Origin of the sequence: Woronichinia naegeliana WA131 (assembly GCA_025370055.1) — a bacterium.
Classification (GTDB): Bacteria; Cyanobacteriota; Cyanobacteriia; order Cyanobacteriales; family Microcystaceae; genus Woronichinia; species Woronichinia naegeliana.
The window spans coordinates 4,356,597-4,368,582 of record CP073041.1 but is presented as its reverse complement, the minus strand read 5'-3'; the positions used below and the strand labels follow the sequence as shown (position 1 = coordinate 4,368,582).

Here is an 11,986-nt window from a genome sequence, read left to right as displayed (position 1 = left end):
TGTTTTAGTTAGTTTTTTCTTCTAAAGAATTTTGAGCTTGCTTGTATCTTATACAGGTATCAATCTTTTGACGAATTTGTTTGGCATGGTTGCTGGGATTTTTGGGAGTACTCCAAATACTCATAATGCAAAAAATACCGTCTCTACAAGTTTTGTCATTAAAAGGACAATAGAGCTTTCCCCAGGCATGGGAGCCGCCCACTTCGATCTGCCATTTCCTTTGCTCTGCATATTTTAAAACCGCTTCAATCTCAGATTTGGGATGTTTAACCCTTTTCATAAAAAATTTTACCGTACATCTGAACGCCTTAGCCGATTCATTTTGAGATGGCAACTTAAAAGAAAGTACCCATGTTCAAATATTAAATTTCAGAAGGGAAGTGTGGGAATGCGTTAAAATTTAACCTTTCGGTATAGCCAATTGGCTAGTAAGCCAGGACATTTTTGTTGAAACCAACGCAATAATAAGCGTTTGGCAATGGGTCTAGGAATGCCCACAATAGACTTTAAAAAACGATTGAGCGGAGGAAAGGGAAACTTTTTATTAATAATATTAATCGCGCCAATGTCGTAGAGAGATTCCAAAATCAGTTTAATGGTCGCTTCTTCCCGAATAAAAAGATCCTTCAGTAATAGTTGTACATCATGGAGACGTTCCTGTTTAAACCGCTCTTCGGCTAGGATGCTAGGGGGAACAGGGGGCTGGGGACGGACGGCGATCGCTTTGCTTTTGGAAGAAGATAACATAGGAAGCGCGGAATTCAGTGAATAGATAGGTGAGCTATGGCTGCCCTAGACAATAATTCTCTAGACTTTACCAAAACGCCGTTCACGCTGCTGATAATCTAAGAGAGCTTTGTGAAATTCCTGGCGGTTAAAGTCAGGCCAGAGGGTCGGAGTCACGTAGATTTCGGCATAGGCCATCTGCCACAGTAGAAAGTTACTGATCCGCATTTCTCCACTGGTGCGAATGAGCAGATCAGGATGGGATAAGCCAAAGGTATAGAGATGACGTTCGATTTCAGCTTCATCAATGTCTTCGGGAGCGAGTTTGCCCGCTTGGATTTTAACAGCGATCGCCCGACAAGCTTGCAAAATCTCCTGTCTGCCCCCGTAATTAGTAGCAACGGTAAATTGGATACCGGTATTATTTTCTGTGTCCCGCATCGAACGATCAATCTCCTCCTGTAGAGAAAGAGGCAGCGAATCTAAATTGCCAACAAAGCGAATTTTGACATTTTCGGTCATCATTTCCTGTAATTCCCGCCTGAGCACCCGTTCAAACAGCGTCATCAAAAATTCCACTTCCTCTAAGGGACGACCCCAATTTTCCGTTGAGAAGGCATAGGCCGTTAAGGCTGGCACTCCCCAGTCATTACAACAACGCAAAAGACTTTTGAGCGCATCAACCCCGCGTTGATGTCCCATAATACGAGGTAAGCCCCGCCGTTTTGCCCAGCGTCCATTGCCATCCATAATTACCGCAACATGATGGGGTAAGAGGCTCGGATCGAGGTCAGTGGGGAGTTTTTGTAACACAGTGGAGTTAGCTGTCATTTCTTATCGTTTTTAGCTGATGAAGTCAAAAACAGACGCTGGAGAAACCATTTTCCTTGTGACCCAATTGTACGACCAAGCCGCCCTAAACTTGGTGTTCCAGGTTCTCGTTCCATTCGGGGAGCGTATTTGGTTTCTAGCAGTTCTCTGAGTTTGCTACTGGTGAGGGGACGATTGAGTAAACCTCTCTCTGCCAAGGTGATAGAGCCAGTTTCTTCCGAGACCACCACACAGAGACAATTTTCACTGCGTTCGGTAATGCCCATTGCCGCTCGGTGACGAGTTCCCAATTGGCGAGAAGCACTCCGTTCGGAGAGGGGTAAAATAACACCCGCCGCAATAATGCGAGTACCGCGAATAAAAACCGCTCCATCATGTAACAGGGTTTTGGGTTGGAAAATGGTTTGTAACAACTCCTTGGATAGTTCACTATTGAGCATTACGCCCTTATTAACAAAAAGTTTATTATCCAACGTTCCAAACGTTTCCATGACCATCAAAGCACCAATGCGATTTTGGGAAAGTTCTTTGACCGCATCTACAATTTCATCAATGGCATTATCGGTTTTGGGTACCTGGGGCTGTCGCTTAAATAATTGCAGAATTTGTCCCCGACCCAGTAATTCTAAAAAACGACGGAACTCCCCCTGAAAAATAACTGCCAGGGCCACTGCTGCCCCTAACACCAATTTCTCTAGCACAAATTTCAGTAATTCTAGATGAAGGCGATCGCTGATTACCTGGGCCACCATCAAAACAACGAGGCCGCGCATCATCCAGAGAGTACGATATTCGCCAATAATCAGGCTCATCAAATAGAACAACCCTAGAACCAGACCAATATCCAGGGCGTTATGAAATAATGACGCTATAAATTCGGGGTCAGGGGGGAAGCCCGACATGGGAAAAAGGAAGAATAGGGTTATTGGTAAAAGATGAATTATTCGTCACCAAGGTCTGATTGTAACAGGCGGCTGGGAAGTCGATCCTGACGAATTAAATCGGCTAAGGATTCCCGTTCTAAAAATAGATTGGCCTCTCCTGCTTTGACCAGCACGGCTGCCGGACGGGGCAACCGATTGTAATTAGAAGCCATGCTGTAATTATAGGCTCCTGTAGTCATGACCACTAAGGTATCCCCTGGCTCGGTGTTCGGTAGTTGGGTTTCTTTAATTAAAATATCTCCTGATTCACAGTGTTTACCGGCGATCGTCACCGTTTCTGTATAGGGAGCGTTCATCCGATTGGCCACCACCACCCGATAGAGGGACTGGTAGGTAATAGGGCGGGGATTATCCGACATCCCTCCATCTACCGCTACATAGGTTCGCATTTCGGGAATGACTTTACGACTGCCGATCCCATAGGCCGTAACACAAGCTGTGCCAATCAGCGATCGCCCTGGTTCGGCCAACAGTTTGGGCAAGGGTAAATTTTTGGCGGTACAAGCCTTGACCACTGACTGAGCCGCCGCCCGCACCCACTCTTCAATACTGGGGGGATCATCCATCTCGGTGTAACAAATTCCTAAACCGCCACCAATATTAAGTTCTGTCAGGGGCAAACCGTAGGCTAAACCTTTTTCCAACCATTCTACCAAGACAACCCCTAGATCCTGATGGGGCTGACGTTCAAAAATTTGTGATCCAATATGGGCATGGAGTCCCACACAATTTAAAACCGATTGCTCACAGATATAGGTAAAAACCGCTTCTAACTGATGGGGATCAAAGCCAAATTTACTATCCAAATGGCCTGTGCGAATATATTCGTGGGTATGACATTCGATCCCAGGGGTTAAACGCAGCATGATCCGTAACGGTTGCTCCGATGACTGACTCCCTAACTTCACCAAAGTTTGTAGTTCTAACCAGTTATCAACGATAATGGTACAACCCACCTCAATGGCATATTCCAATTCATTGACCGATTTATTATTGCCATGAAAATAAATTTTGCTCGCCGCTTGCTCCGTCGTCCATCCCATCTGTTCTAAGGCGGTCAAAGTTGTATAAAGCTCTCCCCCAGAAACCACATCAAAGCCCAGGTCTTCACTGGCCGCGATCGCACAAACCGCCAAACAACTCCAAGCTTTAGAAGCATAAATAACCTGACTAACCCCAGGATAATAGGTTTGGAAAGCTTCCCGATACTGACGACAGGTTTCCCGCAGCGTCTGTTCATCCAAAATGTAGAGAGGGGAACCAAACTGTTCCACTAAAGATGGGACATCACAGCCCCCAATTTCTAGATGACCTTGGGCATTGGTGCGAGCCGTTAAGGGCAACAAATTCTGATTAGGTGAGGGCGAGGGAGTCGCAGGCAGAAAATGTTGTCCAGAAAGTTGCAAGGGAGATTCCGTCGATAGCATGGCAAGTCTTGAGCGTCAGTCAAAAAAAGAACTAGATGGGCTGAATTAATTTTGCAATTAACCTATCAATTTTTCCAGTGTATCAAGTCGTGGGAACTATTGCCCAAGGTTAGGCTAAGGAGTTGACAAACCGCCCCATTTTCATTACTATATAGTCAATTGACGAAAACAATGGGTGCAATTAAGTATCTGTCCCTGTTCAGCTTCAAACAATAGTTCTGAATAATGTTCTGTTATGTTCTCAAGGAGGAGTCGCTTTGATGAGATATGGAACTAGCAATGATTAGATTTTTGGCCCCCATGTTTAAAAAATGCTTAATGCAAATACGCCTGTTCATCGTGCTGCTCACCTTGCTTGGCTTTAACCTCCTCCTTGTCCCAGACACAAACGCAATGATTGATCAGCGAGAAGAGTCTCCTGGACATTTGCTGGACCAATCCCGTGAAACCCTTCAGGATCAACAGGGCCATCGCTGGCAAGTCATCTTATTTAAACAAACCCAAAATCATCAAGCTGCGACGATTAATTTGCGCCTGGTGGGTTTTCCAGAGATTACAACCTTTATTCATCCGGCACCGCTTTTAATTCGTTCTTTCACCCAGTTGGACAGGCTGGCACAGGATGTATTTGCAGAAAAAGCTCCAGCGACTAATGTTGGACAGTATGACTTTCAGGACATTATTCAACAAATGGAAGCCAGCAGCTTTTGGGAATTAGAGATTCCTGTCGTATCTGAATCAAAGATCATTCTTAAGATCCCCTATTTTCTCATTCGAGAATGGCAAAAATTAGTTGCTGCCCCAATCACATAGGTGCAATTGCATCTTGTTATTTTTTAACTTCATTAAGCAGTTTGATTTTAAGGAAAACTATCATGACCAATACCCCTACCAAAACAATCCACACGATTGATGCACTAACGCTTGAAAAATTACTTCGGAAAGGTGATGTCACTCTTATTGATGTCCGGGAGCTTGACGAATATCGCTCAGTAAAGAATTGAAGGTTCAAAACTATTTCCTCTTTCCACTTTTGATCCAGAAAAGTTACCGCTTGAAGGGAATAAACCCTTTGTGCTTACCTGTCGAAGTGCTAATCGTTCAGGACAAGCTGCCCAACGTTTATTAGCCGCAGGATATACAGAAGTGACCCATTTACAGGGTGGATTGAATGCCTGGAAACAAGCTGGATTACCGCTAAAAAGGCAATCCAACGCACCCATCAGTCTTATGCGACAGGTTCACATTGTCGCCGGCAGCTTAGTGGTGACAGGCATTCTTCTAGGGTCTTTGGTGACTCCAGGTTTCTTTGTGTTAAGTGGGCTAGTGGGCTGTGGTTTATTATTTTCGGGTATTTCAGATAACTGTATGATGGCTAATTTATTAGCAAAGCTACCCTACAATCAAGTACAATAGCTAACACCTAGTAAACGTTTAATATTCGTTAAGGGCAAACTCATTGTTTATCTGGGTTAAAGTCTGGATTAGGTTGAATGGTTAGATTACCGATCATTGGGTAGTGATTCGGTAGTAGTGGTGGTCTAAATGGCTTATATGGTAGGAACTGTGTAGAATATTAACTAATATAAATATTTGGCAAATCTATATTTGTCAAATTTGTCTCCTAAATCAACGTTTTTATGACTAACATTTTTGCGCTATTATTTTTTGTCTCAACTTAATTGACAGTAGAACAATAATTGGCAGAGAAAGCTTGTCCCTCAAAGACTAGTTTTAAATAGCCTTATACACAACTACAATACCCACTTAGCAAAGGCTTAAACTGCTACCATTACTACCAAATCACTACCAAGGAACGTAACTCAATTATGGGAAATGACAACCTTATTGTGGGTTACTGTGATCAGTTTCTCGGATCAAGCACGATCGCCCCTCACCCAAGGATAAAAAGCGATCGCCGTCCCAATTTCTCAACAATTAACCCTCTTTATAAGCCTCCATGCCCTCACAGGAACAGACCAAATGGCGATCGCCGTAGGCATTATCAATTCGTCCTACCGCAGGCCAGAATTTGTGAACCTTTGTCCAGGGGGCAGGATAGGCAGCTTGTTCACGGGAATAGGGACGATCCCACTCGCCACAGAGTAAACTTTCTGCCGTATGGGGCGCATTTTTCAACGGATTATTGACCGCATCAATCTCACCATTGGCGATCGCCTCGGACTCTTTATAAATGGCGATCATGGCATCACAGAAACGGTCTAATTCTTCGAGGGACTCACTTTCCGTCGGTTCCACCATCATCGTCCCAGGCACAGGCCAGGAAACCGTAGGCGAGTGAAAACCAAAATCCATCAACCGTTTAGCCACATCATCCACCTCGATCGCCGCCGCCTTTTTGAGAGGATGCAAATCAATGACACACTCGTGAGCAACTAAACCGTTACTTCCCTTAAACAGAATCGGATAGTACACTTCCAAACGACGGGCCATATAATTCGCATTAAGAATGGCAATCTTCGTGGCTTCCGTTAACCCTTCCGACCCCATCATGGCGATATACATCCAGGAAATAACCAGAATACTCGCACTACCATAGGGGGCTGCCGAAATTAAGCCAATAGACTCACTCTGGTTCCCCCCTTCCAAAGGGGGATTAGGGGGGATAACACTCGGCAAAAATGGTACTAAATGAGCCTTAACTCCAATCGGCCCCATACCAGGCCCACCGCCACCATGAGGAATACAGAATGTCTTATGCAAATTCAAATGGCAAACATCTGCCCCAAAATCCGCAGGGCGACATAACCCCACCTGAGCATTCATATTGGCCCCGTCCATATAAACTTGACCACCATGACGGTGAATAATTTCACAAATTTCCGTAATACCTTCTTCAAAAACCCCGTGAGTGGAAGGATACGTCACCATCAAAGCTGCTAAATTAGCCGCATACTTTTCTGCTTTTGCTGTCAAATCAGTGACATCAATATTGCCATCCCCATCACATTTTACAGGGATAACTTTCATTCCACACATAACCGCACTGGCGGGATTTGTACCGTGAGCAGATTCTGGAATTAAACAGATATTGCGATCGTGATCGCCGCGACTTAAATGGTATTGGCGGATGACTTGCAAGCCCGCATATTCCCCTTGAGAACCCGCATTTGGCTGTAAAGAAACCCCATCAAATCCAGTGATTTCTCCTAACCAAGTTTCCAATTGTTCAAATAAAATTTGATAACCTTCCGCTTGATCAACAGGAGCAAAGGGATGTAATTTTCCAAACTCTGGCCAGGTTACGGGCATCATTTCTGCTGTTGCATTCAGCTTCATGGTGCAGGAACCGAGAGGAATCATAGAAGTATTTAATGCTAAATCTTTACTTTCTAATTGATGGAGATAGCGCAATAATTCATGCTCAGAATGATATTTATTGAAAACAGTATCAGTTAGATAGGGAGTTTGACGGGTTAGGTATTTAGGAAAGTCAAAATTAACGGTTTGCAGCAATTCTTCAACCGTAAAAGGTAAATCTTCTTTGGCGGCAAAAATTTGCCAGAGGTCAATTAAATCCTGAATGGTAGTGGTTTCATCTAAACTAATACCAACGGAACCATGATCTAATAAGCGCAGATTAATCTTGCGGGCTGTGGCCGCTTTGACAATAGCGGCAGCACTCTGATCACCGACTCCTACTCGCAAAGTATCAAAGACAGGATCATTGCCAAAAGTATAATTTAAACGCTTTAATCCTGCGGCTAATAAAACTGTTAATTGATGCACTCGCAGGGCAATATTTTTAACTCCTTTTGCACCATGATAAACTCCATACATCGAGGCAATTACCGCCAATAAAACTTGAGCAGTACAGATGTTGCTCGTCGCCTTTTCTCGACGAATATGTTGTTCGCGGGTTTGCAATGCTAAACGTAAAGCGGGTTTACCTTGACTATCCTTAGAAACGCCCACAATACGACCTGGAACCTGACGTTTATAGGCTTCTTTGGTGGCAAAATAGGCAGCATGGGGGCCACCATAACCCAGGGGAACGCCAAACCGTTGGGTAGAACCGATCGCAATATCAGCCCCTAATTCTCCAGGAGAAGTTAACAGAGCTAAACTGAGGGGATCGGCGGCTAGAGTGACTAAGGCTTTTTGGGCGTGAACTTTTTCAATAAAATTGCGGTAATCGTAAATGATGCCATCGGTGGCTGGATATTGTAATAAAGCTCCAAAGATGGGGGTACTAAAATCAAAGGTTTGGTGATCACTAATAATTAGTTCAATACCCAAAGGAATAGCACGAGTTTTAACCACTTCAATGGTTTGGGGATGACAACTACTAGACACAAAAAAGGCATTAGCTTTATTTTTAGAAACCCCATAACTCATGGCCATTGCTTCCGCCGCCGCCGTTCCTTCATCTAATAGTGAGGCATTGGCTATTTCTAAGCCTGTTAACTCAATAATCATGGTCTGGAAATTTAACAGAGCTTCGAGACGACCCTGGGCAATTTCCGCTTGATAGGGAGTATATGCGGTGTACCAACCTGGATTTTCTAAAATGTTGCGTTGAATGACGGGGGGCGTAATAGTGTCATTATACCCCATGCCAATATAGGAACGATAAATCTGATTTTTGGAGGCGATGGACTTCAACTGGGCGATCGCCGCATATTCACTCTGAGCGGGGGGCAATTTCAGGGCATTTTTTAACCGAATAGCGGGGGGAACGGTCTTGGCAATCAAACTCTCTAAATCACTGAACCCCAGAAAACTGAGCATTTTCCCCACTTCGGCAGCATTGGGGCCAAGATGACGATTAACAAAGGTATCGGTGGGAGCCAGGGTTGCAGAGGGCGCGATCGCGGGGGCGGCAAGTGGTCGATTAGGCATGAGCAGCGCAAAGGGTAAAAATCTTAACCTAGCTTAACAAATCGTTACGCTTTTGTAATGGATTTTCTGACTATACTGCTCACGGTACTTTTCTCTCGGAAATTAAACGAAACAAGAGCGGCGATCTCTTGTTGACCATTAAACCTCTAAGAAACAGCACTAATTGTTAAGCCGATTTACAAAATCGGCGATTATACTAAAAGGAATATAAATAACGGCAATCAGCGACAAATGGCACAAAAATCAAGGGTTATAGTGCAAAAATCAAGAACTAAAAATGTGTATAGTTATTCATTGCGTACAATTGTCCCGCCCTTTTCCTGTTGAATCAATACCTTGATAAGCATAGGAAAGACAATCAACCGTTTTTTCATTTTCCTTCCACATAAAATAAAATACGAAACAAAAAAGAACTAGAACACTGGAAACAAACAGAAGAAAGCGATTCATAATAATTAAATTAAGGGTTGATTTACAGAAAGAATACAAATTTAACAAAAGTTATCCGCATCTTCTGGAGTATTCTGCAAGTCTTCGGTCTTCATAAAGATAATTTCCCTCTGCCTGGGCTGCATAACCACGAACATTAACTTGAGCAGCCCAATAATTTCCTCGGTTACGATATTGACGAGCTTCAGATTTTAATTGTGAGCAGGACATCTGTGAAACTCGTTGTTGATCTTTTCTCAGTTCATTGTCCACGAAGCGACTTACTTCTTTGTCTAATTGAAGAACTGGCCCCATATAGGGGTTGTCTGCGTTAGCGTTAATTGTGCTAATTGTTGTTTGAAAGCCGAAAATGGCTCCAGCCAAGATAAGTACATGAGTTGCTTTACTTATTTTTAAAAATTTCATACTCTAAATCTCCTAAGAATTTGCGTAAATTATCACAAACAAGATCAGCTTGAGTCAAGACGGAAAACAACGGAAAATGTCGGGACTTTGTTTGTGACCCTTTACAAAAGTCGGAAAATGTCGGAAAATAACGGCTACTAACCTTAAAATTATTTCTTATGGATACTAAAGAACTTTTTAAGACACTTGATAATCTTGTTTTTAGTCAAACTGGAAAACATCTTGATACTCTACAATTGGGTATTTTAAAAAATGTTTTTAATGGACAAAAATATTCTCAAATTGCCCAAGAATATAACTGCTCTGAAGGTCATGCGAGAGATAAAGCCTATGAGTTATGGCATATTCTTTCAGAAACACTAGGAGAAGAGTTGAATAAGTCAAATGTTCGATCAGCTATTGAAAGATTTACAGCTACAAACTCAAATATTGTGATCAACCCTGGACGAATAGGTAATATTAATTTATGTCCTACATCTCTCCAATCTCCTGAAAATTTGGAAGTCAATATTCCTAACAATGTTGATGCTGAAAATCCACAAATTGAGAACAAATTCAAACAGCTAAAATTAGAAACTGTTCCTAAATTAACAAAACTTGGACTAACCGCAGAGCAAATTTCCGAAACTCTTGATTTAGAGTTATCTTTGATTTTAGATACTCTGCAATAAGTTAATCTGTAATAACCTAGATTACTAACGTTTTTTCTACTGTGATCGCCCTTTCAGTCATAAACAGCAAAATAGCGATCGCTTCTAAACCCCAAATTCATACTGAGATCGCCCCTAAATTCTAAAATCATACTGCGATCGCCCCTCTTCAATTACAGATAATGAAAACGCGATCACTACTTTCAATTACAGATAACGAAACCGCGATCGCCTCTTTTCAATTACAGATAATGAAACCGCGATCGCCCGTAAGTCCTGAACTTATACTGTGATCGCACCTTAGAATCAAACAACAGGAACAGCGATCGCCCGTAAGTCCTGAACTTATACTGCGATCGCCCCATCTCTAACGGAGAAAAATAGTGATCTCTTAAAAATTCACCCAAATTATACTGGAATAAAATCTGGATCAAGCACTTCCAACAGACAAAAGGGAGATTCTTGGGGAAATAGAGTTGCAGGGAGTTGATATTTGCGAAGGGTATCGCTTCTTGCATCCTGATAACAGTCTAAAAATATATCATTTAAAACAGGTTTTAAACTAGGGCTATCAGCCAAAATGTAAGTAATTTGTCGTCTTTGTTCAACAATAGTATTGAGCCATCCCCTAACATTATATTCTTTTTCCGTTGTCCAATATTGAAGCTTTAATAGATGTTCAATTAACACCGTCAGGCGAGTTTTAAGCTCCTTCCTTTGACTTTTTCCCATACTATCTATTTCTTCAATTAAATTTTCTAGATCTAATTGCTCTAACTTACCTTTTTTTAGTAGCTCGATGGTTCTTTGTATCCACAAATAAAAATCCTGTTCGTATAATGAAGGTTTGGGGTCAGTTGTCAGCATTTAACCATCTCCTAACGGGATGAGATACTCTCTATATTATAGAGAAATTCTGTTATAGTGATCGCTCTCTCCCGAAACTAGAAAACAGTGATCGCCCCTAAACTCTGAACTCAAATTGCGATCGCCCCTACATCCCGAACTCTGAGCTTATACTGCGATCACCCAAATTCTTTGTATAATGTCTATGTATGAGATTTATTTGGCACGAACCTAAGCGACAAAGTAACCTTAAAAAGCACGGTCTGGATTTTTGTAATGCGGAAAACGTATTTGCTGGGCCAACTTTCACTTTTGAAGATAATCGTCAAAATTATGGCGAACAGCGTTGGGTAACGCTAGGATTATTAGGGCTTAAAGTTGTGGTTATTATCCACACAGAAACCGAAACTGAAATTCGTCTTATTTCAATGCGTGAGGCAAACAACCATGAACAATCACTCTTCTTTAGAAATCTCTGATCTGCAAGACGAATATCCTGAAGTCACTCAAACAGATTTAGACCGTGCTGTTTTTCGGGTAGGTCTTAAGCCTTCGCCACGCAAGCAATCTATTATGATTGATTTAGACGAAACTTTAATTGCCTATTTTAAGTTAAAAGCAGGAGAAGAGGGTTATCAATCACTGATTAGTGAAATCTTAAGACAATCAGTGAGTCAAGAAGAATTACAAGGTTGTTTACCCTAGCGATCGCCCCTAAACTCCGAACTCATAAGGCGATCGACCTCTAAACCTTGAACTCATACTGCGATCGCACTTTCAAACAGGATAGGAAACGGCGATCACCTATTTTCAATTATAAATAATGAAACCGCGATCGCACTAT

Annotated in this window: 13 protein-coding genes; 5 read left to right on the top strand and 8 right to left on the bottom strand. The window is 42.4% G+C overall.

All coding sequences use genetic code 11. The annotated features are described in order from the left end of the window. Window positions 1-4 precede the first annotated feature (4 nt). The 5 genes from KA717_21995 to lysA all read right to left on the bottom strand — a co-directional run bounded on the left by KA717_21995 (window position 5) and on the right by lysA (window position 3,928). A complete protein-coding gene (locus KA717_21995; protein ID UXE58700.1) occupies window positions 5-280 on the bottom strand; it encodes a hypothetical protein in 276 nt (91 codons plus the stop codon). A 113-nt stretch (window positions 281-393) separates the two neighbouring features. Next, window positions 394-747: a hypothetical protein gene (locus KA717_21990; GenBank protein UXE58699.1), complete on the bottom strand. Its 354-nt coding sequence runs from the start codon at window positions 745-747 to the stop codon at window positions 394-396. 60 nt (window positions 748-807) lie between these two features. After that, entirely contained in the window at window positions 808-1,557 is a 750-nt protein-coding gene (gene uppS / locus KA717_21985; GenBank protein ID UXE58698.1) for a polyprenyl diphosphate synthase, read from the bottom strand. After that, window positions 1,554-2,459 (bottom strand): diadenylate cyclase CdaA, encoded by a 906-nt coding sequence (gene cdaA, locus KA717_21980; GenBank protein ID UXE58697.1) that lies wholly within the window; start codon window positions 2,457-2,459, stop codon window positions 1,554-1,556. The genes uppS and cdaA overlap by 4 nt, the downstream gene beginning before the upstream one ends. A gap of 38 nt (window positions 2,460-2,497) precedes the next feature. Beyond that, complete coding sequence (lysA, locus tag KA717_21975; protein UXE58696.1) at window positions 2,498-3,928, bottom strand: diaminopimelate decarboxylase; 1,431 nt, start codon at window positions 3,926-3,928, stop codon at window positions 2,498-2,500. Between the two features lie 267 nt (window positions 3,929-4,195). Between lysA and KA717_21970 the strand changes: the two genes are divergently transcribed. Next, window positions 4,196-4,741, top strand: a complete 546-nt coding sequence (locus tag KA717_21970; GenBank protein UXE58695.1) for a DUF3122 domain-containing protein — start codon at window positions 4,196-4,198, stop codon at window positions 4,739-4,741. 261 nt (window positions 4,742-5,002) lie between these two features. Then, window positions 5,003-5,344 (top strand): rhodanese-like domain-containing protein, encoded by a 342-nt coding sequence (locus tag KA717_21965; GenBank protein ID UXE58694.1) that lies wholly within the window; start codon window positions 5,003-5,005, stop codon window positions 5,342-5,344. A 522-nt stretch (window positions 5,345-5,866) separates the two neighbouring features. Here KA717_21965 and gcvP read toward each other — a convergent pair. Both gcvP and KA717_21955 read right to left on the bottom strand, forming a co-directional pair. Beyond that, on the bottom strand, window positions 5,867-8,791 hold the full coding sequence (gcvP, locus tag KA717_21960) for an aminomethyl-transferring glycine dehydrogenase (protein UXE58693.1): 2,925 nt from the start codon (window positions 8,789-8,791) through the stop codon (window positions 5,867-5,869). 501 nt (window positions 8,792-9,292) lie between these two features. Further along, complete coding sequence (locus tag KA717_21955; protein UXE58692.1) at window positions 9,293-9,646, bottom strand: hypothetical protein; 354 nt, start codon at window positions 9,644-9,646, stop codon at window positions 9,293-9,295. A gap of 158 nt (window positions 9,647-9,804) precedes the next feature. Here KA717_21955 and KA717_21950 point away from each other — a divergent pair, with 158 nt between their 5' ends. Beyond that, complete coding sequence (locus KA717_21950) at window positions 9,805-10,317, top strand: hypothetical protein (protein ID UXE58691.1); 513 nt, start codon at window positions 9,805-9,807, stop codon at window positions 10,315-10,317. A gap of 387 nt (window positions 10,318-10,704) precedes the next feature. On the opposite strand, the gene KA717_21945 is transcribed toward KA717_21950, so the two are convergent. After that, on the bottom strand, window positions 10,705-11,163 hold the full coding sequence (locus KA717_21945) for a DUF29 domain-containing protein (protein ID UXE58690.1): 459 nt from the start codon (window positions 11,161-11,163) through the stop codon (window positions 10,705-10,707). Between the two features lie 188 nt (window positions 11,164-11,351). Between KA717_21945 and KA717_21940 the strand changes: the two genes are divergently transcribed. After that, complete coding sequence (locus KA717_21940; GenBank protein UXE58689.1) at window positions 11,352-11,621, top strand: BrnT family toxin; 270 nt, start codon at window positions 11,352-11,354, stop codon at window positions 11,619-11,621. Continuing rightward, entirely contained in the window at window positions 11,590-11,847 is a 258-nt protein-coding gene (locus KA717_21935) for a BrnA antitoxin family protein (protein ID UXE58688.1), read from the top strand. The genes KA717_21940 and KA717_21935 overlap by 32 nt, the downstream gene beginning before the upstream one ends. The last annotated feature ends 139 nt before the right edge of the window (window positions 11,848-11,986 follow it).

Coding starts and splice junctions, on each gene's coding strand:
- KA717_21995 (UXE58700.1), bottom strand. CDS start 280: ATGAAAAGGGTTAAACATCCCAAATCTGAGATTGAAGCGGTTTTAAAA.
- uppS (UXE58698.1), bottom strand. CDS start 1,557: ATGACAGCTAACTCCACTGTGTTACAAAAACTCCCCACTGACCTCGAT.
- lysA (UXE58696.1), bottom strand. CDS start 3,928: ATGCTATCGACGGAATCTCCCTTGCAACTTTCTGGACAACATTTTCTG.
- KA717_21955 (UXE58692.1), bottom strand. CDS start 9,646: ATGAAATTTTTAAAAATAAGTAAAGCAACTCATGTACTTATCTTGGCT.
- KA717_21970 (UXE58695.1), top strand. CDS start 4,196: ATGGAACTAGCAATGATTAGATTTTTGGCCCCCATGTTTAAAAAATGC.
- KA717_21945 (UXE58690.1), bottom strand. CDS start 11,163: ATGCTGACAACTGACCCCAAACCTTCATTATACGAACAGGATTTTTAT.
- KA717_21940 (UXE58689.1), top strand. CDS start 11,352: ATGAGATTTATTTGGCACGAACCTAAGCGACAAAGTAACCTTAAAAAG.
- KA717_21935 (UXE58688.1), top strand. CDS start 11,590: ATGAACAATCACTCTTCTTTAGAAATCTCTGATCTGCAAGACGAATAT.
- KA717_21950 (UXE58691.1), top strand. CDS start 9,805: ATGGATACTAAAGAACTTTTTAAGACACTTGATAATCTTGTTTTTAGT.
- KA717_21990 (UXE58699.1), bottom strand. CDS start 747: ATGTTATCTTCTTCCAAAAGCAAAGCGATCGCCGTCCGTCCCCAGCCC.
- cdaA (UXE58697.1), bottom strand. CDS start 2,459: ATGTCGGGCTTCCCCCCTGACCCCGAATTTATAGCGTCATTATTTCAT.
- gcvP (UXE58693.1), bottom strand. CDS start 8,791: ATGCCTAATCGACCACTTGCCGCCCCCGCGATCGCGCCCTCTGCAACC.